This window comes from Pseudarthrobacter sp. GA104 (genome assembly GCF_009741265.1).
In the GTDB taxonomy this organism is placed as follows: domain Bacteria; phylum Actinomycetota; class Actinomycetes; order Actinomycetales; family Micrococcaceae; genus Arthrobacter.
The window spans coordinates 3080895-3103412 of sequence record NZ_WOWL01000001.1; the positions used below are offsets into that span (position 1 = coordinate 3080895).

Genomic DNA, 22518 nt, shown 5'->3' on the forward strand with positions numbered 1-22518 from the left:
CTGGGGCGGTGCTAGCCTTCGGGCATCCAGCCCGGCCGGGAGGGACAATTAATCGGAAGAAGAGGCGCTTCATGCGTACTGCAAACTCGAATCCAAGAACCCGCATCGCAGCGATAGCGGGCCTGGCAGCTGCTTTGGGAAGCGCCTTGGTCGCAGCACCACCAGCACAGGCCGCTGACGTCTTCAGGATGCAGTACACCTCCGAGTACGCGCAGGCGTATACAAGCACGATGTCTGAGGACGGATGCGCCTTCAGCTCCATATCGGCTGCCGCGGGAACCGCATTCGGCGGCGGCACCACCATGTTCTACTCTTCGTCCAGCTTCAACGTCTGCACCGGGGAGGGCTACTCAGTCTACGGCGAAGCCCCGACAGAGGTGTTCACTTTCGAACGCACTTCGGTACATGCCACCGCCACAGTGCCGCTTTCCGACGGGACCGACATCGGCTTGGACCTCACGTGGCAGGGTACGGGAACGATCGAACGCGGCGGCAGCACGTCGAGGGACATCCTGCCCGGACAGTTCGTGCAGCGAACCACCAACCACGGCACTATCCAGGAGGCAGTGGTCAGCGGGACGCTCTCGTTCGAGAACGCCTACATCTCAGCCTCGAAGGGCTCTTCGATGACGGTGGTCATCGCCAGCCAGTGAGGGGGGCGGCGTAGGCCAGTGCCGCGAGACCCGTACTGCAGGCTGCTAGGGTTCCGCGTGCAGGCCGTCGAACGCCATGGTGATCACGTCGTCCGCCAGCCGTTCGGGCGAGAGGGAGCCGCCCGGTTTGTACCACTCAACGATGGAGTTGATCATGCCGAACAGCAGGCGGGTGACGGTTCGCGGATCGATGTCCTGGCGCAGCGAGCCCTCGTCCCGGGCGGCGGAGATCAGCCCGGCAACCTTGTGGTCGAACGCGCGACGGCGTTCCAGGGCGTCCCGCTCTATCTCGGTGTTGCCGCGCAGGCGCAGGAGCAGCGTGACGAACGGCAGCCGGTCCACCAGCACCGCCACGGTTTGCCGCAGCACAAACTCCAGGCGCGCATCCGCCGCGCCGGACACAGCCGCGGGTTCTTCCAGGATGGCCTCGAGCCCGCCGAGCGCGTGGTCCAGTGCGAGTTTGAGGAGGTCGCCCTTGGAGGGGACGTGGTGGTAGATGGCAGACTTTGAAATGCCGAGGTTGTCCGCCAGGATCCCCATTGAGGTGGCGTCGTAGCCGTGCCGGTTGAAGACGTCGACGGCGATGCGGAGCACCGATTGCTGGTCGTACCCCGGGCGGCCGCGCTTGGTGGGCGCATCAGTTGTGGACATACCGGCCATTTTCTCATGAACGTTCGGTTATTTAGGCCGTTATCGGGGAGGGACCTTGGACCCTGTGGCGGTTTGTGCGGGAGGACCACGCTGGTAGGGCAGGCAACCCAGCTGCATTACTCCAGGAAGGCCGGACAGGCATGAGGCCCAGCACACCCCAGCCCACAGCCGTCGCGGACGGCGTGTACCAGCTGCCCACCGGGAGCGGCCGGTTCGCCTCCCACGTCTATTTTGTCCGCTCCGGGCAGGGCTGGGTGCTGGTGGATGCCGGCTGGCCGAAGGCGGACGACGCGATTGCGGCCGCTGCGGAGTCCCTCTTTGGAAAAAGCAGCACGCCCGCAGCGATTATCCTGACGCATATCCACCCGGACCACACCGGCGCCGTCCCCGGCCTGGCCCGCCGATGGGACGTGCCGGTCTTCGTTCATCCGGATGAACTGCCGCAGGCGTCCGGGAAGCTGCTGGATGAATACGCCAACCCCCTCGACCGCCGGGTGCTGCGTCCCTTGCAGCGGGTCCTGCCGCAGGGGACCATGCCCGCGACGGACCTGACCGCCGTCGTGCGGCCTTTCGATCCGGCGGCCGGCGTCCCGGGGCTTCCGGACTGGAAGTGCGTGCCCACCCCGGGGCACACACCCGGGCACATTGCCCTCTTTCGGGAGGCCGACGGCGTGCTGCTCACCGGCGACGCGGTACTGACCACTGACGTGAACTCGCTGCGCGGCCTCCTGGGCCGGACGCGCAGGGTCAGCGGCCCGCCCCGGATTGCCACCTGGGACTGGCCGACGGCGGAGGCTTCCATCGGTGCGCTGGCCCGGCTTCGGCCTCGGGTTCTGGCCAGCGGGCACGGGCGTGCGGTTTCCGGGCCGGCGGCATCCCGCCAGTTGGAAGAACTGGCCGCCAGGGCCGGTGCTGCGGACAATGCCGCCGCTTCAACCGCGGCGCCGGAGGCGCCTTTGGAGTACCGCTGCGTGGCCGCTGTCCGGATGGGCGGGCCGGAAGTGCTGGAGGTTGTACGACGGCGGCTGCGGACGCCGCGACGGGACGAGGCCAGGGTGCGGGTTGAGGCGTGCAGCGTGAGCGCCGTTGACGTGCAGGCCCGCAGCGGGCTCTCCACCTACCCGCCGACGTTCCCCTTTGTGCCCGGCTACGCCGTGGTGGGCGTGGTGGATGCGACGGGGGCGGGCGTCACCGCGGTTGCGCCGGGGGACCGGGTGGTGGTGATGACCGAGAAGGGCGGGTACGCCGAGTACATCTTCGCCAGCTCGCACCCCATGATGCGGATTCCCGATGAACTGGACGCGGGCGAGGTGGTGGTTGTTGCGCTGAACTACCTGGTGGCCCACCAGGCCCTCTCCCGCGTGGCCCGGATCCGGCGGGGGCAGGCCGTCCTTGTCACCGGCGCCGCCGGCGGGATCGGTACGGCGATCGTCCAGCTCGGCCGGTTGCTGCGGCTCAGGATGTACGGGGTGGACATCCCGGCCAAACACCGCTGGCTCGTTGAGCACAGGGTGGTGCCCCTGGACACGCAGCGGGACCACGTGGTCAAGGCCCTCCGCAGGCTGGAGCCCTCCGGCGTCGATGCAGTCCTGGACGGGGCGGGCGGGGATTGGGCCGATACCGGCCTTGCCGTGCTGCGGCCCGGCGGGGTGCTGGTGGAGTACGCCAACCCCGGCAGCCCGGCCTCCACCCTGCGCCTCCTGGCCCGGGCCGCAGGGCAGAACCTGATCCCGAAGGGCAAGAGGATCCGGCTGTACGGGACGACGTCCTGGCGGCTGGACCGCCGGCCGCTGATGGAGGCGTGGGCCACGCTCTATGGACTGCTCGGGGCGCGGAAAATCATCCCGGTGATCGCGGACCGGTTCCCGCTGGCTGAGGCGCGGCAGGCGCACGCCCGGCTGGAGCGCGGGGACATTGCGGGAAACCTCGTCCTCATGGTGCCGGGAGAAGACCGGCCCTGAGCACGGCGGCTACCCCTTGGGCTGCTACCCCTTGGGGCGCAGGTCGTAGATCCTCCGCAGCTTGCCGTTGGACCGCTCAAGCGAGCCCGGCTCCACGACGTCAACCGCGCAGGAAGAACCCACGTGGATCTTGATCTGTTCCTTCAAGGTGCGTGCCGCCGTCGTGCTCTGCTCAACGGTGACGCTGTCCCGGCGCTCGATCTTGACCGTCATCTGGTCCATCCTCTGGCCCTCGGGGCGGGTGAGCTCCAGCTGGAAGTGCGGGCTGAGCTCGGGGATCCGGAGGGCGATTTCCTCGATCTGGGACGGGAAGACGTTCACGCCGCGGAGGATGATCATGTCGTCGCTGCGGCCGGTGATGCGCCCCATCCGGCGGTGCGCGGGGCGGGCCGTGCCGGGGAGCAGGCGGGTGAGGTCCTTGGTGCGGTACCGGATGATGGGCAGCGCTTCCTTGGTCAGCGAGGTGAAGACGAGTTCGCCGTGCTCGCCGTCGCCCAGGACGTTTTCCTTGCCCACCACCGGGTTGAAGGCGTCGATGATTTCGGGGCGGAAGTGGTCCTCCCAGATGTGGCTGCCGTCCTGTGTTTCCACCGCTTCGCCGGCCACGCCCGGGCCCATCACCTCGGACAGCCCGTAGATGTCGCAGGCCTTGAGGTTCATGGTGACCTCGAGCTCGTGCCGCATCTCTTCGGTCCACGGCTCGGCGCCCAGCACCGCATACTTCAGCGACGTGGAGGCGGGGTCGATGCCCATGTGGGCCATGGCGTCGGCGATGGTCAGCAGGTACGTGGGCGTGGCCAGGATGGCGTCGGGCTTGAAGTCCTGGATCAGCTGGATCTGGCGTTCGGTCTGGCCGCCGGAGATGGGGATGACGGTGCAGCCCAGGGCTTCGGCGCCGGCGTGGGCACCCAGGCCTCCAGTGAACAGGCCGTACCCGTAGGCGTTGTGGACCTTCATGCCAGGGCGGATGCCGGAGGCGCGGAAGCTGCGGGCCACAAGCTTTGCCCAGTCCGCCAGGTCCTGCTTGGTGTAGCCGACGACGGTGGGCCGGCCCGTGGTGCCCGAGCTGGCATGGATGCGGGCTACTTCGTGCTGCGGCACCGCGAACATGCCGAACGGGTATTCCTCGCGCAGATCGTCCTTGGTGGTGAACGGGAAGTTGCCCAGGTCGCTCAGTTCACGCAGGTCGTTGGGGTGGATGCCGGCGTCGTCGAACTTGCGCTTGTAGAGGGGCACGCGCTCGTAGGCGTAGGCAACGGTGTGCTGCAGCCGGCTGAGCTGGAGGGCCTCGAGCTCGTCGCGGGAGATGGTCTCCTCGCGGTCCAGTCCGGCTGCTGTGGTGGCTGCGGGGGATTCGGGGGCATGCAGGGTCATGGTTTCCTACTTCTTGGGGATGGTGCGGCTGCGTCCGCGGAACTCGGCAATGAGCTCGCCTGGCTGGTTCGGGGTGGGCTCGCCCGGCTGGCCGGCGTCGGCGGGCGGGGCGTCGGCGGCGAAAATCTGGATGTCGTACAGGCCGCTGCGTCCGGCGCTGGAGCGGCGGTCCGCCACCGCGGTGAGCACCTGGCCGCGGAAGGCGGGCTTGAGGAAATTGATGTCGACGCCGGAGGCCACGGTGATGCTGTTTTCCTCGCCGGGTGCCGGCACGGCGGGGTTGCACGCGAGGGCGAACGCCGTATCCCCGAAGGCGAAGATCATTCCGCCGTGGGCCATGCCGAAGCCGTTGAGCATTTCCTGCCGGAGGGTCATCCGGATGGTGGCGTGCCCGTCGCTGATGGCGAGGACCTGGATGCCCATCCACTCGGAGGCGTAGTCGTTCTCCAGGATCTGGTGCGTGGGCCCGGAAAGGGTGGTTTCAGCCATGCGTCATTGCCTCCAGCTTTATTTACCGAATGTTCATTAGGTAATCCCATCGAGGGGTCCTGTGTCAAGGGGAGGGCGGCCGGACCAGCCCAGTTTTGGAGGGTCCAGGCCAGCAGTCTGTGGGGGCAGTCCAGGGAGGCGTTCGAAAACTGGGCTGGAAGGGACGACGGCGGCCGGCAACTGGGCGGGAACGTACAGCGGCGGCGCGGGAGGGTTGGAAGTGCAAGGATGGAGGGACCGGCACCAGCACAGCAAAGGGCGGACCATGGCCAAAGGCATTTACGTCAGCGCAACCACCCCCGGCTCGGGCAAGTCACTTGTTGCCCTGGGCCTGGCGGACACCCTGCACCGGCACGCGGACAGGATCGGCTTCTTCAAACCCGTGGTCCACGGCCCGGATGCCACGGCCGATCCGATGGTGGCGCTGATGAAATCGCGCTTCGCGCTGGAGGACGAGCGGTGCCGCGGCGGCCTGACCTACACCGAAGTCCGTGATCTGCTGGCGGAAGGCAACCGCGCCGAGATCGATGCCCGCTGCGTGGAAATTTTCGCGGACATTTCGCGGCACTGCGACGTGGTGATCGTGGAGGGAACCGACCTGGTGGGCCAGGACTCCGCCGTCGAATTCGACCTCAACGCCCGCCTGGCGAACAACCTGGCCACGCCCGTGGTGGCCGTGGTGGGCGCCAAGGGGCGCACCGTTGCAGAAGCCGTGGCCGCCGTCGAGGTTGCCCGGAAGGAACTTGCCGCAGAACGGTGCGCGCTCCTGGCCATCCTGGTGAACCGTGCGGACCCGGAGGACGTGGAAGCGATCGGGGCGGCGGTAAAGCCCGGCGCGTCCAAACGGCCCGTGTACGTCCTGCCGGAACTGGAGGAGATAGCCCGGCCCACCACCGGTGAAGTGGCCACGGCGCTCGGGGTCCGGCAGATCGCCGGCCGGCGGGACATGGAGCGCGACGTCAAGGACATCAAGGTGGCGGCCATGAACGTGGGCAACTTCCTGAACGTGCTGGACGAGGGCGCGCTGGTGATCGTTCCCGGGGACCGCGCCGACGTGATGGTGGCCTGCCTGGCCTCATCCTTCTCGCCGGAATTTCCGGTGGCATCCGCGCTCATCCTCACCGGCGGGCTCGCACCGGACGCCAACATCTACCCGCTCCTGGCGCAGGCGCCGTTCCCCGTGTTCGCCACGAAGGAGGACACCTACACCACCGCGCGCCGGGTCTCCGAAGTCCGCAGCGAGATCTGGTCCGGGCACCGCCGCAAGGTTGCCTCCGCCCTGGGGCTGTGGTCCCGCCGGGTGGACGAAACCGAACTTGTGGAGCGCCTGCACCTGCCAAGGGCCGAGCGGATGACGCCGCTGCGCTTCCTGCACGACCTCATCGAACGCGCCCGCTCGCAGCGCCGGCACGTGGTGCTGCCGGAAGGAACGGACGTGAGGATCCTGCGCGCGGCGGAGATCCTGCACCGGCGCGACGTCTGCGACCTCACCGTGCTTGGGCCGGAGCCTGACGTCCGCGAACTGGCCGCAGCGAACGGCATCGACCTCACCGGCATCAGCATCGTGGACCCCGCCACCTCGGACCTCCGGCAGAAGTTTGCCGAGAAGTACGCCGAGCTGAGGGCGCACAAGGGGGTGGACCTGGCCAAGGCGCTGGAGATCATGCAGGACGTCAGCTACTTCGGCACCATGATGGTCCAGTTGGGCGTGGTGGACGGCATGGTGTCCGGGGCCGCGCACACCACGGCCCACACCATCCGGCCGGCCCTGGAGTTCGTGAAGACGCGCCCGGGCGTGAAGATCGTGTCCTCGGTGTTCCTCATGCTCATGCCGGACCGGGTGCTGGTGTACGGCGACTGCGCGGTGAACCCTGACCCGAACGTGGAGCAGCTGGCGGACATTGCGCTGGCTTCGGCGGAGACCGCCGCCCAGTTCGGGGTGGAGCCGCGGGTGGCCATGCTGTCCTACTCAACGGGCGGCTCCGGCTCCGGGGAGGCGGTGGACGAGGTGCGGCAGGCCACCGAGCTGGTCCGTGAGCGCCGGCCGGACCTCGCCGTCGAAGGCCCCATCCAGTACGACGCCGCGGTGGACGCCTCCATCGCCGAGTCCAAGATGCCGGGGTCCTCGGTTGCCGGGCAGGCCACCGTGTTCATCTTCCCGGACCTCAACACCGGCAACAACACGTACAAGGCGGTGCAGCAGAGCTCGGGGGCGGTCGCCGTCGGGCCTGTCCTGCAGGGGCTCCGGAAGCCTGTCAATGACCTCTCCCGCGGCTGCACCGTGGAGGACATCGTCAACACCGTAGCCATCACGGCCATCCAGGCCCAGGCGCAGGCGTGAACAGGTAGGGTAGCGGAAAATACTCCTGGTCCGGCCTGCGCCGGGCCAGACGCCCCGGGGGAGGCCACGATGAAGGTTTCGGTTATTGGCTGCGGTTATCTCGGTGCGGTCCATTCGGCCGCGCTGGCCCGGCTCGGGCATGACGTCGTGGGCATCGATGTCGACGCCGGGAAGGTGCAGGCTTTGGCCGCTGGCCGGCCTTCCTTCTTCGAACCCGGCCTGCCGGAGCTCCTGGCCGCCGGCGCCGAGGCCGGCACCTTGCACTATTCCACCAACATCGCCGACGCGGCAGGGTGCGCCGTCCACTTCATCACGGTCGGAACTCCGCAGCAGCCGAACGGGTATGCGGCTGACCTCAGGTACGTCCATGCAGCTGTTGCTGCGCTCATTCCGCATCTCAGGCCAGGCGACATCGTGGCTGGGAAGTCCACTGTTCCTGTAGGGACGGCGCGGCAGATCGCCGCGACACTCAGCGCCGGAGCTGCCGGATCCCTGCTGGTGTGGAATCCCGAATTCCTCCGCGAGGGCCACGCCGTGCAGGACACGCTGTCTCCGGATCGGCTGGTTTACGGCCTGCCCGGCCCTGCGGGCTGCGACGGCCTGGGGGCCGCAGACGGGCAGGTGCCCCATCCCCAGCGTGTGCTGGACGAGGTGTACCGGCAGCTTTTGGCGGACGGGTGCCCCCGCCTGGTCATGGATTATGAGACGGCGGAGATGGTCAAGGTCTCGGCGAATGCCTTCCTGGCCACCAAGATCTCCTTCATTAACGCGATTTCCGATGTCTGTGAGGCTGCCGGGGCGGACGTTGCCCTGCTGGCGGACGCCATTGGCTACGACGCCCGGATCGGCCGGAGCTTCCTCAACGCGGGCCTGGGGTTCGGTGGCGGCTGTCTCCCGAAGGATATCCGGGCATTCATGGCCCGTGCCGGGGAACTGGGCGCCAGCCAGGCCCAGGCGCTCCTGCGGGAGGTTGATGCCATCAACGCGGGCCGCCGCTCCAGGATGGTGGACCTCGCCAGTGAGGTGTGCGGCGGTTCGCTTGCGGGTCAACGGGTGGCTGTCCTTGGCCTGGCGTTCAAGCCCCAGTCCGACGACGTCAGGGAGTCGCCCGCCCTCAGCGTCGCTGCAGAACTGCAGGACAAGGGTGCGATCGTGACGGCGACCGATCCCCAGGCGGTCCGTAACGCGGCGCTGATTCTGCCGGCGCTGAACTGCGTGGAGACCGTGGAGGAGGCAGTCCAGGGCTCGCATGCCGTGCTGGTCCTGACTGACTGGGACGAATACCGGTCCCTGGATCCAACCTGGCTGGCCGGGCTGGTCTCGGGCATGGGGGTGGTAGACGGGCGCAGTTGCCTTGACGCAGATGCCTGGCGCGCAGCGGGCTGGACCTATCGGGCTCTCGGACGGCCCGGACTCCCTGCGGCCGTGCCGGCCACCGTCTAGGCGAAGTCCGCCAGCCGGGAATGCCCGCCCCGCTGCCCCAGCCTTCCCAAAATGTGCGCGAACCAGTCATGGGCGAGGGGCCGGTACGGGGGCCGGAACGCGTAGACGCAGGCAATCCTGACGGCGGCAGCCACGCGGTAGGCCTGCAGCCGGGCCGGGTCCACGCACAGGCTGTCCGCGGCCTCAAGTATCCGCCCTTCAGCGTGGGTTGCAGCGGCCCGAAGGAGTAGCCCCTGCCAGTACCGGAACTCCACATGTGCCAGCAGGTTTCCAAGGTCCAGTGCGGGTTCTGCCGTGGAGAGTGTGTCGAAGTCGATCAGCCCGAGGCCCCCTTCCCGGGAGCCGACGAGAATCTGTTTGTCGTGAAGGTCACGGTGGCACAGGACAGGAGCCTGCGCGGGCGTGGCCAGCAGCATCAGGTTCACCCTTTCGACGGCGTCTCCAAGAGACGTGCCCGCGGCCTGTAGGGCGCCATGTGCGTCTGCGTGTCCAGCCCATTGCGCCACCGTCCGGCACTCGTCTTCCGCTGTATGGAAGGGCAGTGCCCCTCGGGGCGCTTCGGCGAAGTGCGGCCACGTCCCCGGGAACAGCCGCCAAGCGGCTTCCCAGCCGGCCTGCGCGGCACTGCCGGTCCCGGGCATGTCCGCAGCAGCGGCGCGGCCAAGGCGGTGCAGGTCCGTGCCGGGAACAGCGGAAAGCGTAATGCTGCCCGAATCCTGCCGCAGGAGCCGGGGAACGGTGATACCCGTTGTTTCCGGGAGTTTTTCCGCGAGGCTGTGCGTTCGGGCCAGGGCCGGGGCCTTGCCCTGGCGCACCACCTTGGTGAAAGTGGACTGCCCGTCCGGGTGCACGTGCCGGAGCACCGCCCGCCGCCCGTATCGGTGGATCAGCAATTGGCTGCCGCGTGCAGCGTCCCTGAGGCTTTCCAGGGCGGGGTCACACCCGTACGGTGTGGCCCGGATGCAACCATCACCGGATACGCTGCCGGCGCGGATGCGTCCCGTGTCGGTTTCCCTGGCCTCAAATGTCAGGCTGCCGTTGGCACCGGGCCAGACCTTCCGGACGGTCACGCCGGTTCCCATGGCCCGCGGGACCGCGGGCCCGTGCAGCACAGCCAGGGCGGAGGAGATCCGGCCCGTCACAGGATCTGCTCTATTGTTGCCAGCCGGTCTGCCATTTCCTGATGCCAGTGGTCCCTGCAGTTTCGGAACGGCTCATGCAGCCTGCCCAGCAGGTGGAAGGCTGTCCAGGCAACCACCTCGGCGTCGCTGACCGGCTGGCCCGTTGACCGGTAGCCCTCCAGCAGGGCCGCAGTGAGGGACGGCCTGCCCGCACCGGCAGCCGCAGCAAGGAGTTCAACGGCCGCGAAGCTCCCCAGGTCCGATGCTCCACGGCCGTGGGAGCAGCGGTCAAAGTCGATCAGGCGGATCCGGGTCCCGTCCACGAGCACCTGGTCCGCGGAGAAGTCACCGTGGATGAGGGTCTGGCCTGAGTTGATGTCCACCACCGGTTGCAGTCTTCCATGTATCCGGTCCAGCCGGGCGGCCAGTGCCGGGGCAAGCCTCGCATGGTGCCGCACCGAGGCGGAAAGCCTCGCCGCCGGGCTGCCCTGCATTGCCTGTGCCCCGGGCAGCGGTCCCAGCGAGTGAAGCCGTGCCAGTGCCCTTCCGGTTTCATGGGTCAGTTCAGTGAGCCGCGTCGCCGTGCTCTCTCCGGGGGAGCCGAGGTGGCCCATGCCGAACCACGGGTAGTAGCGAAGGCTCCGCGAGCGGGGAATGCCCGGGGGCAGGGCCTCCGGGAGGCATTCCGGCACCACCGGGACGCCGGCGCCGCCCAGCCGGACCAGCAGGGCTGCCGTTCCGGGGAAAGGCGTGGACGTGGCCTTGCAGACGAGCTCCCCCGTATCAGTCCCCACCGTGAATACGACGCGCCGAAACGGGTTGTAGTTCAGGATCCGGCTCCCGGCCATGCCCCCGGGTAAGCCGGAACGGGTGAAGTGGGCCAGGGGTTTGTGCAGCTTCCCGTCCATCTGCAGGGGCCCCGTAAGCACCTGGTACCCCGGAAAGCCTGGCATTCCTATCTGCACCACGCGGGAGGCCCCGGTGGACCATTGCCTGCTTCGGTGCAGGATCTTTTCGGCCTTCTCGACGGCGGACGGGTGGTACGCGGCAATCCATTGCGGCGTGTCCTGCCCGTCCTGGAGCCGCGCCACCGCCGAGACGCCCGGCTTATGCCGCATGCGGTCCGCCCGGGCCGGCCGTCCCAAGGCGTGGCTCAGGCGGGAGGCATCGAAGAAGAGGTCGAGAACGGGCAGGCCCTTGTCCACGGGAGGCCCGGCAGGACCGGCAGCGGTGCCGGGGAAAGTCCCTGTGTTGCTCATGCTGTCTCCGTCCTTGCCGGGGCCTCGCGGGCGGCTGCGAGCTGCTGCGCGAGCCAGGAGGCGAACAGCGGATAGCCGACGAGCTCATCGGGCGGCCCGTCCAGCAGAACCTGCCCGTCCTGCAGCCAGACCACCCTGTCACAGGCCAGGGCCACCGAGGCCTCATGGGTGATCCACACCGTGGTGCGCCCCCTGGTCAAGGTGTCCAGGCCCGCCATCACCTCGGCACGGGATGCCTGGTCCAGTCCGGTGGTCACCTCATCGAGAACCACCACCGGTGAATCCCGGAGCAGGGCCCGTGCAATTGACAGGCGCTGCCGCTGGCCGCCCGAAAGAGTGCCGCCCCGCTCGCCGACCACGGTGTCGTAGCCTTCCGGCAACGCTGCGATGAACCCGTGGGCATGGGCGAGGCGGGCCGCCTGCTCCACCTCGCGGTCAGAGGCGTCCAGCCGGCCGTAGCGGATATTTTCCCTTATGGTTCCTGCGAACAGCACCGCCTCCTGCAGGACGACACCCAGGGCCGAGCGGACCGAACCCAACGTGGCGTCCCTGAGGTCCCGCCCGTCGATCCGCACCGAACCCTCCACCGGGTCGAGCATGCGCGCCAGCAGGGACACGAGCGTGGACTTCCCGGATCCGGATGGTCCGATGATGGCGGTCTTGCGACCCGCCGGGATGGTGAGGTCCACCCCGCGCAGCACTGGCCGGCCAGCGATGTAGGCGGCGGTAACTCCCCGGAATTCAATCGCTCCGCGCACTGTGCCAAGGGGAGTGGCGCCGGGTGCATCGGTGATCTCCACGTGTTCCTCGAGGAGTTCAGCCACCCGCTCCCCGGATGCCGCGGCGCGGGCTATGCGCCCGGTATGTTTTGCCAGGTCCCGCAGGGGCTTCATCGCCGTCTTGAGGTACATGAGGAACAACACCAGGTCCCCCGGAGTCATGGCGCCTTGAGTCACGCGCCAGCCCCCGACCGTCAAGACCACCGCGCCCGCCAGGCCGACTATGACATCGGTTCGGCGCTCCAGTGCGGCGGCAAGGCGCCGGGACTGCACCCCGTCCTTCAGCGTCCTGGCGTTGCTGCCTTTGAAGCGGACTGCGAGCGCGCTTTCCAAACCGTACGCCTGGACGACACGGATGGCTCCCAGGCTCTCCTGCGCGGTATTGGCGAGTGAGCTTTCACCCTTGCGGGTGCGGCGGGCCGCCGTCGTTATTCTTCCCGTGCTCCCCCTGGAGACGGCCACGAATGCTGCACAGGCGGCGAGCACGGTGAGAGCCAGCAGCGGGTCCAGCCAGAACATGACCCCGGCCATCGCCACGAGCGTGATGCAGTTCGCCAGCAGGGGCAGGCCGGCGCTGACGGCAACTTCCTGGAGCCGGCCCACGTCGCCCACGAGCCGCTGCACCGTGTCACCGGTCCGTGATGTCGCGTGGTAGCGGGCAGAGAGGGACTGGACATGGTCGAAAACGCGTGCCCTCAGCTCCGTGGCGACGCGTGAACCGGCCAAGGCAAACGCCACAGTGGCCAGGAAATTGCTGAGTGCGCGCAATACCGTGATCAGCAGCACCGCAGCCCCGCAGGCGAGGAGAAGACCCGGACCTGCCGCAGGCCCGGGACCGCCAAGGTCCGCACCAAGGCTCCGGGTGACCGCGTCCACCACAAATTTCACCGGCCAAGGTTCCAGGATCCGGAAGGCCACCTCGAAGAGCAGCGCCGTCACACCTCCCGCCATCAGCCACTTGTGCCCGGCAAGGTGGGGACGCACCATGGCGAGCGTGCGCCGCAATGGCCGTTCCCGCGGTCTGCTCACAGGGCTGCGCCTTCTGTGATGCGCGCCAGCACACTGTCCCAGCTGTGCCGCTCCAGGACAACGCGCCGGGCGGCTGCCGACATCGCAGCCCGGGTGCCTGGAGCCTCAACGAGGGAATCGATGGCACCTGCCAGCCGGCCGGCATTGGAAGGATCCACGAGCAGGCCGGTGACCCCGTGCTCGATGATTCCGGGAACCTGGCCCACCCTTGAGGCCACGACCGGAAGGCCGGCCGCGCAGTACTCGTAGATCTTCAAAGGAGAAAAGTAGTGTTCCGCGTCATCGTCCAGGGCAGGATAGGGGGCCACCCCGATTGCACAGCCGGCCAGGGCGGCGGGGATATCGTCCGGCGGAACAGCACCGGTGAACTCGACGTCCAGCTCCAGGTCCGCAGCGAGGGCGCGCAGCGCTGGCCCCTCGGGTCCGTCGCCTACGATCTTCAGTGCCCAAACGCGTGAGGCAGCAGCCTGGGCTTCCAGCAGCGTCCGCACACCGTGCCATGGCTTCAGTGTCCCGACAAACACCACAACCGGCCTGCCCGCGGTCTCGGGTGACGGCCTGATGCGGTGGCCGTTCACACCGTTCGGGGTGACGATCACGTGCCGCGCGCCAGGGCCGGTACGGTCCAGCACCCAGTCACGGACGGGTGCCGAAACGCAGGCAACCGTGCTGGCGGCCCGGACCTGGCCGCGCAGGCAGTCAAGGGCTGCTTCCTCGTCGTGGATCTCCCGGTACTTGCGCTGTTCGTCAATGAGCGGTGCGTTGACCTCCAGGAAGCCGGGAATCCGCAATGCCTCCGTGACGCGCTGGAGTGCGTCGCTGAACAGGGAGTAGCGCTCGTAGACGGCATCGGCGCCATCCCGAATCACCTGCGCAGCAAGGCTTTCCGCAGCCCGCACCTGTGCCCGCTCACGATTCCCGCCTGTGGCGGCCTTGATGGGGTGCACCACGACAGGGACGTCTGCCAGGTCGGGAGGAACGTCCGTCCCGTTCCGTGTGCAGTAGATCGTCACCTCGGCCCCGCGGTTGCGCCAGCTGCGGACAATTTCCTGGACGTGGACGGACGCGCCTTTGCTCCCGAACACAGGAACGCCGGGATCGACGGAAAGATAAGCCACCCGTCTTCCAGCCATTGCCGCCACCCCAGCTGATACCCCGCCGGCCATTGCTCAGCGGCCTGCGGATTGTGTCAGGACAGGGCTCAGGGCCGCATCAGCTGGTGCGAAGTCCACAGGGGTGGCCCGCCCGGGCTGAGACCTGGAATGGACAGCGGTGCTCTGGTACTGCAGATCCCTCAGGGCCGCTGACTGGATGGCCGCATCGAAGTTCCGTTCCACGAGCCTCCTGGCGGCGCCAGCCATGCCGATCCGGTCGAAACCCGGCCGGGTGACCTCCTGCAAGGCGGCGACGAGCTCGCCGGTGCTGCCCGGGACCGTAAGAATACCGGTCTGTCTCCCGCCGTCGTCGTGCCCCACCACCTCGGGGATGCCGGTGACGGCGCTGGCCACCACCGGGACCCCCAAAGCCATGGCTTCGAGCAGTACGGTGGGAAGCCCGTCGGTGTTGCCGTCAGCACCCACAACACAGGGCGCCACGAACACATCGGCCCACCGCAGCAGCTCGATCACCTCGTTCTGCGTGCGGGGTCCCAGCAGTTCCACGCTGCGTTCAAGCCCGAGCCGCGCAATCCGGCCTGCCAGGTCTTCCTCCAGTTCTCCGCCGCCCGCGATCCGCGTCACGGTGCTGACCCCCGCGGCCTGCAGGGCAGCCACTGCATCAATGAGGTGCCGGAAGCCCTTTTTCTCCACCAGGCGGCCCACGGCCGCAATCCGCAGGGGTGAATGCAGGGCGGACGGCGGCAGGTAGGGAAACCGTCCCAGTTCGAGGCCGTTGTAGATGCGCCGCACTTTGCCGGCGGAGTCCGGCGCAATGGCCCGCAGGAAGCCGGCATTGAAGTCGCTGACGGTCACCACGTGCGAGGCCGATGCCATCAGTGACCGCAGAACGTCCTCGTCAACAGCTTCATGGAAGAGATCCTTGGCATGGGCCGTGAACGAAAAACGTATGCCGGCCAGTGCAGCGGCGATCGCCGCCGTCCGGGCAGCGAGGCTCCCAAAGTGCGCGTGCAGGTGCGTGATTCCCCGGCGGGTTGCCTGAACCGCCAATTCAATGCCCTGGTGCACTTCCCCTGCATCTGCCCTGGCAAGCTCGGGCAGCATGCGGGCGAAGGATGCGCCGAACCCGGGAACAGTCCTCTCCGCCTCGGCGATGACCATCCATCCTTCTGCGAGCCTGGCGGGCCTGCCGAGGTATGTCACAGGGGCCTGCACGCGGGCGAGTTCCGGGTGGAAACGGGGATCCGAGGCCTGGCGGAGCGAAAAAATGTGGATGTCTTCCCCCGCCGCTTCCCTTGCGAGGATCTCGGTAACGATAAAGGTCTCCGAAAACCTGGGGTAAACCTTCAGCACATATCCGGTGCGAACCTGCTCAGACAGCTGCACGGTTCCTCCAGTCCGAGCGGATCCCAGGGTGCTGGATTACTGCCGGGGCCGATCTCCGGCGTGTTACCGGGCTAGCGAGCAGCCCGGCAGCAAGGCCGCACACCGTCTCCAGCCCGCTCAGCGAAATGCCGGTGCGGGTGGTGGAGGAGCCCGCTGCGGAGCGGAACCATGCACCCAAGGCCTCGGGGGTGAACGCTTCGGGCCGGCAAAGATCAATGAGCCCCCGGTCGGCCAGGGCCTTGGCCCGTATCAGCTGCTCCCGGCGGGGACTGGTGCGGGGGACAATCAGCGCCGGGGTTGTGGTGCTCATGATCTCGCAGACGCTGTTGTACCCTCCCATGGAGACCACCGCAGCCGCGTCCCTGATCTCCGGCAGGGCGTCCCGCACTGAGCCTACGACTGTCACGGAGGCGCCGGCAGCGCGCTCCACTTCGGCCCGGTGTCCCATCGGCATGTTCGGCCCGGTCACCACCAGGTGCTCATAGCCGGCCGGTACTTCCGCTCGGGCGGCCGTGAGCGTAACCTCCAGGCCGTCGCCGCCCCCGCCTGCGAGCGTCAGCACGTAGGGGCTGCGGGATTCGGGGCCTGGCTGGGCTGAGTGCCGGTTCGCGGCGAGGTAGCCGGTAAACCGGACGAGGTCCTCCAGTTCCTGCGGCACCTCCCCGGTGCTCAGGGGATCGTGGACGGCCGGGTCCCCATAGACCCAGACTTCATCAAAGGCCTCACGCACCCGCGAAAGATCGCCCAAAGCCCGCCATTCCCGCCGGGCGGCAGAGGGAGAGTCCAGGACTTCCCGAAGGCCAAGCACCACCCGGCAGTTGGGCTTTGCCGTCCGGAGCCGGCCGAGGGCACGGGCCAGTTCGTTGTCAACACCGAAGGCGTGCCGGTCTACGATGACCAGATGCGGCTTGAACTGTTTGGTGACGGCGGCCAGGATCCGCGAACGGATCCGCACGAGTTTGGGCTGTCCAACCTGGAGGTGGCGGGGCTCGTAGCCGTTCGGACCCTTCTGGATTCCGGGCAGCAGGACCCAGTCCCAGCCAACGGGCGCGCAGAAACGCGGGGCGTTCGGCTCGCCCGTGATCAGCAGGCCGCTCACGGGACGGCCGGTCAGCCCCGGCAACCCGCGCGAGAGCGCATGCGCCAAGGCCAGGTTGCGGCGGCTATGGCCAAGGCCCTGCGAATCGTGGGAGTAGAGCACCACCCTCAGCGGCTTCGGTGTCTTGGCGGCCTTCATTTTTCCGGAAATTTCATTCAAGCCGGTTGTCACACTCCCTGAGCTGACGTTACAAGCCCAGTATTGCCCGTGACCGCACGGGTAGCAACATATTCAGGGATAAAACGACGGCGGCACCCGCCAGGGTGCCGCCGTCGCCATTGCTGCCAGCCGTCGAGCGGCCCGGCAATGAGGTGCTGTTCAGCTGTTGTCCGGCTTGGCCAGGCTTTCCTGGTCCTCCTGCTTGGCGGGTTCGTCCGACAGGCCCTGCGGGGTGAGGTCCAGGTCCTCCGTGTTCTCCGGGGCCTCGGGGGCTTCGCCGGTTTCGGCGGCCTTGAGGTTGCCGGTGTCGTCCAGGGCCGGGTTGGCGCCCTCCACCACCGTGGGGTCCTTCTTTCCGGAGCCCGGCCGGGCATCCGAATCCGCCTGGGCATTCAGGGGAGGGGTGCTGCTGGATCCCGTGTTGGTGGGATCATTCTCGTCAATCGACGCGGGTTCGTTCGTCATGGAAGTGTCCTCTCGGGCGTGGTCCAGCCTGTCCGCCCCGACTCTAGGCGCAGCCGGGCCCATCCGCAAGGAATCGGCCGCCGCGCCCACCTATAGTGGGGTTTGAACCGCAGAAGCAAGGCTCAGGAGGCCCCTCATGCTCGTGCTCGTCATCAACTCCGGATCGTCGTCGCTCAAATACCAGGTGCGCGATGTCGCGGCCGGGAGCGTCCTGACCGAGGGGCTGATCGAGAAGATCGGCATGGGCAACGGCGGTGACGGGGACGGCGAGATTGAGGGCCCGCGGGACCACGCCGAGGCGCTGGAGCAGGTGGACGCCGCCATCCACCAGGAACTCGGCGGCTTGGAGCTGGCGGCAGTGGGCCACCGGGTGGTGCACGGCGGCGAGCGGTTCGCCGAACCCGTGCTGATTGACAACGAGATCACCCGCGCCATCGAGCGCCTGAACCCGCTGGCACCGCTGCACAACCCGGCCAACGTGCTGGGGATCCGCGCCATCACCAGGAAGTGGCCGGACATGCCGCAGGTTGCCGTGTTCGACACCGCCTTCCACCGCACCCTCCCGGAGCACGCCTGGCGCTACGCTGTCCCGGATGAGCTGTACACCAACCACGGCATCCGCCGCTACGGCTTCCACGGCACTTCCCACGAGTACGTGGCGCGGCGCGCGGCAGCGCTGCTGGACCTGCCCATGAAAGAGTTCGACGGCGTGATTGCCCACCTGGGCAACGGCGCCTCCGTCACCGCCATCCGGGGCGGCCACTCCGTGGACACGTCCATGGGCTTCACGCCCCTCGAAGGCCTGGTGATGGGGACCCGATCGGGCGACCTGGACCCGTCCATCCTGGTGTTCCTGGGCCGGGCAGGCTGGACGCCGGAAGACCTGGACACCATGCTCAACCGGGAATCCGGGTTGAAAGGCCTGGCCGGCAACAACGACATGCGCTCCGTGGTGGAGGCCTCGGAATCCGGCGACGCGCGGGCTGCGACGGCGCTCGCCGTCACCTCCTACCGGCTGGCCAAGTACATCGGCGGGTACCACGTCGCCGTGGGCGGGGCGAAGGCACTGGTGTTCACTGCAGGGATCGGCGAGAACTCCCACCAGTTCCGTGCCCTGGTGGCGGACAGGCTGGGCGCGCTGGGCATAGAGCTCGACGCCGGCCTGAACGCCGAGCGGTCAAAGGAGCCGCGCGTCATTTCCACGGCGCGGTCCGCCATTCCCGTCCTGGTGGTTCCCACGGACGAGGAGCGGGCCATCGCGGAGGCGACTGCCGCCGTCGTGACTTCCGCGGCCGGGTAACCGACGCTCTATCACTTAACGCGGGGTTTCCCCGGACGCTCTCTCACTTAACGCGGGGTTTCCCCGGACGCTCTCTCACTTAAGCCCTGCCCTTGAGGATTAGGTTCCAGTAGACCTGCGGGAAGATGTCCCGGTCCACCACCCAGGACAGCCTGCTCTCGTTCCAGGTTGGCACCCGGGGAATGGTGGGCATGGCCCGGTACCGGTCGTCGAACTCGGCGAACACCACGGTGTCGCGTGACACCGTGAAGGGGCACACCGAGTAGCCGTTGTACTTTGCCCGCAGGGCCTTGCCTTTCCGCGCGGCCACCAGGTTTTTGGCCAGGACCTTCGTCTGCTTCCGCAGGGCGCCCCCCGACTTGGAATTGGTGGTTCCGGCCGCGTCCCCCAGCGACCAGACGTTCTGGAACCGGATATGCCGGAGCGTCTGCCGGTCCACCTCCACGAAGCCGCCGGCGTCACCGGCTGCAGGCAGGTCGGTCGCCTTGAGCCAGTCCGGGGCGGACTGCGGCGGAACGGCGTTGAGGACGTCGTAGTGCAGGTTCTCTTCGGTACCGGCGGCCAGGTCCCGGATAGTGGCTGTCTGGCCGGCCGCGTCCACGGCAACCAGTTCGCTGTTGGTCCGCAGCTCGATGCCGTACTCGGCGATCTTGCGGTCAAGTTCCCGGTCCACCTCCGGGACACCGAACACGGTGGGGTAGGGCTGCACCATCACCACGCGGATCCGGTCCAGGACACCCTGTTCCCGCCAGTAGTCGCAGGCCAGGTACATGGGTTTCTGGCTTGCGCCGCCGCATTTGACGGGACCGGCGGGCATGGTGAAGACGGCCGTGCCGGACGTGAGGCCGCTCAACAGGGTCCAGGCCTTGGACGCCAGTTCGAACTCGTAGTGCGAGGCGCCGGCGGGCGAGTGCACGGCCTCGGCCAGGCCGGGCACGGCATCCCAGTCATACTGCAGGCCGGGGCACACCACCAGCTGTCCGTAGGACACGGTGGAACCGGACGCCAGGGTGACGGTGTTCGCGTCCGTGTCCACACCGGCGGCGGCGTCGTGGATCCACGTCACGCCCTGGGGGATCACGGACTCCTGCGACCGGACGGCCTCCGTTGCCTGCGCCCGGCCGCCGGCGATGTGGGAGAACAGCGGCTGGTAGAAGTGGTGGTCCTTGGGCTCCACGACGGCCACGTCCTTGACCCCGTAGCGCTCCAGGCGGGCGGCAAGTGACACGCCGGCGTTGCCGCCGCCGATGATGACCACCTCGTGCTGCGCGGCCACCGTGCTACTTCTTTTCGGTCAGGGCGGAAGCCTTGTGCGCGGCCCGGGCTCCGGTCTTGGCCGACTCCACCACATACTGCGGCTCGTCCTCGCTGGCACGGTGGGTGTTCCCGTCCAGTTCAAAGTCACTGGTCTTCTTTTCCACGATCCTGCCGTGCGTCTTGCCCTGCGGGGTGTTCCATTCCACGGACGTTCCCTTGCCCAATGACATCTGTGCTCCTAGGTGGGGTTTGTGGTGGGAAGCGGCTCGGCTGCGGGAGCCGTGCCCCCAGTATCCGCCGTTGGGAGCGGTGTCTCAACGGGGGCGTACGACGGCGGCGCGTCGCCTGGCGCCGGCTGGGTCGCCGGGGCGGTGGCGGGCGCTGTCCCTGCCGGAGCGGTTGCGCCGGTTCCCGTGCCGGATGAGGCCGGGGCCGTTGGTGCCTGGGCTGGGCCTGGTTCCCCGGAAGGAGCAGGAGTGGCTTCCTGGGCGGAACTTTGTGTGGCGCTGGGATCCGCCTGGACGATGGCCATGATCTGTGCCTTGTAGGAGGACAGGGTGGCCTGGATTTCGGAAAGCGGCACGTTCTGGATATTCCGGCCGTACTCGGCGATTTCTGCCCACAGCGCCTGAAGGGAGGCCATGCCCGCTTCGCTAAGCGGGCCATCCAAGGTGAGGACCAGCTGGCTGGCCAGTGCATAGGTAAGGCACTCTAAGCAGTTGTAGTTCGCCGCGGCGGAGAGGTTCTCCGGCACCACAACGTCGGCCTGGCCCACGATGAGGACCACCTGGAAGCCCACGGCCACGGCGGCGCACCCGCTGCAGCTGGCAAAGGCGTAGGCCTCATTCCTGGTATCAACGGGTTCACCGTCCTCGGCCCACACCAGAGCGAAGGCGACGCTGTAGGTCACGGACCCGTCGGTGGTGTTGACGGCCAGGGCCTGGTTGCCGCCCTCCTCGGGAGCTGCCGGTCTGTCAAAGGGGAACACCCAGGACGGAGCCTCTGAATTGGCGGTTCCTGCCGGACCAGCCCCCGCGGGAGCGTCCACCGGCACCAGCACCATGCTCAACTGAGGGTTCTCCCGGGTGGGCTTTGCGGCGCCTTCGGGCCACAGGGCCACGGTCCGTCCGCTGCCGCCTTCCCGCAGCGCTGTGCCCGAGGCAGGCAGGACCGAAGCCGTCGCATCGGCCAACGTCCCGCGTTCGTACGGCTGCACCGGACGGTACGTGCCGCCGTCGGGCCACCACGCCCACGCAAGCCCCGCCAGCAGTGCCGCCACTGCGCCCATCGCGGCAGTCCGCCGAAGTGCGTGTCCGCTCGTTTTCCGCCAGAGGCGGGTGACCAGCTGCCGCAGCAGCCGCACCAGGATGTAAAGCATGCCAACCATGGGAAGGGCCACGGCCGCAATGGCCAGGACGCGCACGGCGGCGCCGGCCAGGTCCCCGGCGCCAAGGCTCCCGGCGAGCAGCTCCTGCTGTTTGGCCGCACTGCTCCAGGCGGTGGCCAGGAGCCGGGGCAGGGCCAGCACCATCATGGCAAGGCTGAACAGCAGCAGCGGCACGGTGACCAGCACCCACAGGGTCACGACGGCGCGCGCCCACGGCTTGAGGACCCGGTTTTCCGGCCGTCCCCAGCGCCAGGGAAGCAGGCCCAGCAGGACGGGCCTGATGCGCTGGAAGAGGTCCGGCACGCCGGTAGCGTCGGCCAAAATGTGGTACCCGTCAAAGCGGACCAGAGGCAGCAGCTGCCTGACCATCTGCAGGATCTGGGTGACCACCACCAGCAGCAGGGCATCGAAGCCGGTAGCCCACCACAGTCCCATGATGCCTACGGCAACAACGGCGTTGAAGTAAAGGCCGCCAAGGTCCGTGCGGATTCTGCCGCCGCGGCCCAGCCGGTAGGAATCCGTGACGTCCGTGAAGAACGCCGGCCAGATAAGGTACAGGCCTGCACCCATGGCGCCGGGCGTGGCCCCGCCCCTGCGGGCAGCGGCGGCGTGCCCGAATTCGTGGAACCCCGCGGAAAGGATGGTGACGGCAAAAATCAACAGGAGCAGGACCGGGTTCTCAAACGCCTCGTGGGTGGCAGATCCCAGGCCCTTGACCATCAGCACCCACCAACAGGCAGCCAGGAATGCCAGGGTTACCAATACGACCACCAGCGGGTTGAACAGAACCGTGAAGGGTGCCGTGATTCTGCGGGTGCGTTCCGGGTCGGTCACTGTGTAGCGGAAGCGCATGCCCAGCAGCGGATCAGCCTTCCGGACCTCGGGCTGGGATCCGTCCGCAAGCCGCAGCAGGCCCAGCGGCAGCAGCTGTGAGTCCATCAATGTGCGGACGTTGTCCGCGCTGATCAGCCTTCCGGACGCCTCGCTGGCGTGCCGGGCAACCTCCTCCTCCGTCCGTGTCCCGTCCACTGCCTCCAGCACCGCGAACAGCAGCGGCGTCAGTTGCAGGGTCTGGCCGTCGGCGCGGCGGACCAGCGATGGCGGCTCCCGGTAGCCGGATCCCTCGGAAGGCCCGATGAGCTGGACGCCGTCGGCCCGGGCGGGAGTGTGCAGCGGGTGGTCGCCGGTGGGCGCAGCGGACGACGGCGGGCCCGCCTGGGTGCGTGGCCCGCCGCTTGTGTGGGTCATGG

The 22518-nt window shown here is 68.1% G+C and carries 18 protein-coding genes; 5 read left to right on the plus strand and 13 right to left on the minus strand.

Translation table 11 applies throughout. The features are described 5' to 3' along the window. The first annotated feature begins 71 nt into the window (after positions 1 to 71). Entirely contained in the window at positions 72 to 653 is a 582-nt protein-coding gene (locus GK109_RS14035; RefSeq protein WP_157241295.1) for a hypothetical protein, read from the plus strand. Between the two features lie 45 nt (positions 654 to 698). On the opposite strand, the gene GK109_RS14040 is transcribed toward GK109_RS14035, so the two are convergent. Next, on the minus strand, positions 699 to 1304 hold the full coding sequence (locus GK109_RS14040; protein ID WP_157241297.1) for a TetR/AcrR family transcriptional regulator: 606 nt from the start codon (positions 1302 to 1304) through the stop codon (positions 699 to 701). Between the two features lie 140 nt (positions 1305 to 1444). On the opposite strand from GK109_RS14040, the gene GK109_RS14045 reads away from it, so the two are divergent. Continuing rightward, positions 1445 to 3265 carry an MBL fold metallo-hydrolase gene (locus GK109_RS14045; RefSeq protein ID WP_157241299.1) on the plus strand — a complete coding sequence of 607 codons (1821 nt, stop codon included), beginning with the start codon at positions 1445 to 1447 and terminating at the stop codon, positions 3263 to 3265. Positions 3266 to 3289: 24 nt separating this feature from the next. Here the strand turns inward: GK109_RS14045 and paaK are convergent, their stop codons facing one another. Further along, positions 3290 to 4639, minus strand: coding sequence for a phenylacetate--CoA ligase PaaK (gene paaK / locus GK109_RS14050; RefSeq protein WP_157241301.1), 1350 nt, complete (start codon positions 4637 to 4639; stop codon positions 3290 to 3292). A 6-nt stretch (positions 4640 to 4645) separates the two neighbouring features. Further along, a complete protein-coding gene (locus GK109_RS14055) occupies positions 4646 to 5128 on the minus strand; it encodes a hotdog fold thioesterase (RefSeq protein WP_157241303.1) in 483 nt (160 codons plus the stop codon). Between the two features lie 265 nt (positions 5129 to 5393). On the opposite strand from GK109_RS14055, the gene pta reads away from it, so the two are divergent. Both pta and GK109_RS14065 read left to right on the plus strand, forming a co-directional pair. Beyond that, positions 5394 to 7469 (plus strand): phosphate acetyltransferase, encoded by a 2076-nt coding sequence (gene pta / locus GK109_RS14060; RefSeq protein ID WP_157241305.1) that lies wholly within the window; start codon positions 5394 to 5396, stop codon positions 7467 to 7469. A 69-nt stretch (positions 7470 to 7538) separates the two neighbouring features. After that, positions 7539 to 8912, plus strand: a complete 1374-nt coding sequence (locus tag GK109_RS14065) for a UDP-glucose/GDP-mannose dehydrogenase family protein (RefSeq protein ID WP_157241307.1) — start codon at positions 7539 to 7541, stop codon at positions 8910 to 8912. On the opposite strand, the gene GK109_RS14070 is transcribed toward GK109_RS14065, so the two are convergent. The 7 genes from GK109_RS14070 to GK109_RS14100 all read right to left on the minus strand — a co-directional run bounded on the left by GK109_RS14070 (position 8909) and on the right by GK109_RS14100 (position 17324). Then, positions 8909 to 10054, minus strand: a complete 1146-nt coding sequence (locus GK109_RS14070; RefSeq protein WP_157241309.1) for a phosphotransferase — start codon at positions 10052 to 10054, stop codon at positions 8909 to 8911. The genes GK109_RS14065 and GK109_RS14070 overlap by 4 nt on opposite strands. After that, positions 10051 to 11292, minus strand: coding sequence for a phosphotransferase enzyme family protein (locus GK109_RS14075; RefSeq protein WP_157241311.1), 1242 nt, complete (start codon positions 11290 to 11292; stop codon positions 10051 to 10053). Before GK109_RS14075 ends, GK109_RS14070 begins: the two co-directional genes overlap by 4 nt. Beyond that, positions 11289 to 13100 carry an ABC transporter ATP-binding protein gene (locus GK109_RS14080; protein ID WP_370460589.1) on the minus strand — a complete coding sequence of 604 codons (1812 nt, stop codon included), beginning with the start codon at positions 13098 to 13100 and terminating at the stop codon, positions 11289 to 11291. The genes GK109_RS14075 and GK109_RS14080 overlap by 4 nt, the downstream gene beginning before the upstream one ends. After that, positions 13097 to 14218, minus strand: coding sequence for a glycosyltransferase family 4 protein (locus GK109_RS14085; RefSeq protein WP_370460590.1), 1122 nt, complete (start codon positions 14216 to 14218; stop codon positions 13097 to 13099). Before GK109_RS14085 ends, GK109_RS14080 begins: the two co-directional genes overlap by 4 nt. Before the next feature lie 51 nt (positions 14219 to 14269). Next, positions 14270 to 15601, minus strand: coding sequence for a glycosyltransferase family 4 protein (locus GK109_RS14090; RefSeq protein ID WP_321214300.1), 1332 nt, complete (start codon positions 15599 to 15601; stop codon positions 14270 to 14272). Next, positions 15588 to 16838 (minus strand): glycosyltransferase family protein, encoded by a 1251-nt coding sequence (locus GK109_RS14095; RefSeq protein ID WP_197432468.1) that lies wholly within the window; start codon positions 16836 to 16838, stop codon positions 15588 to 15590. Before GK109_RS14095 ends, GK109_RS14090 begins: the two co-directional genes overlap by 14 nt. A 180-nt stretch (positions 16839 to 17018) precedes the next feature. Further along, complete coding sequence (locus tag GK109_RS14100) at positions 17019 to 17324, minus strand: hypothetical protein (protein ID WP_157241315.1); 306 nt, start codon at positions 17322 to 17324, stop codon at positions 17019 to 17021. 136 nt (positions 17325 to 17460) lie between these two features. Between GK109_RS14100 and GK109_RS14105 the strand changes: the two genes are divergently transcribed. Further along, complete coding sequence (locus tag GK109_RS14105) at positions 17461 to 18624, plus strand: acetate kinase (protein WP_157241317.1); 1164 nt, start codon at positions 17461 to 17463, stop codon at positions 18622 to 18624. 79 nt (positions 18625 to 18703) lie between these two features. Here the strand turns inward: GK109_RS14105 and GK109_RS14110 are convergent, their stop codons facing one another. Genes GK109_RS14110 through GK109_RS14120 form a run of 3 tightly spaced genes read right to left on the minus strand, consistent with a single transcriptional unit; the run spans position 18704 to position 22516 of the window. After that, positions 18704 to 19900: an FAD/NAD(P)-binding oxidoreductase gene (locus tag GK109_RS14110; RefSeq protein ID WP_321214297.1), complete on the minus strand. Its 1197-nt coding sequence runs from the start codon at positions 19898 to 19900 to the stop codon at positions 18704 to 18706. Positions 19901 to 19904: 4 nt separating this feature from the next. Continuing rightward, the gene (locus GK109_RS14115) at positions 19905 to 20111 is read right to left on the minus strand and encodes a DUF2945 domain-containing protein (protein ID WP_157241319.1); all 207 of its coding nucleotides are present in this window, start codon (positions 20109 to 20111) and stop codon (positions 19905 to 19907) included. An 8-nt stretch (positions 20112 to 20119) separates the two neighbouring features. Further along, on the minus strand, positions 20120 to 22516 hold the full coding sequence (locus GK109_RS14120; RefSeq protein ID WP_157241321.1) for a hypothetical protein: 2397 nt from the start codon (positions 22514 to 22516) through the stop codon (positions 20120 to 20122). Positions 22517 to 22518: the final 2 nt, after the last annotated feature.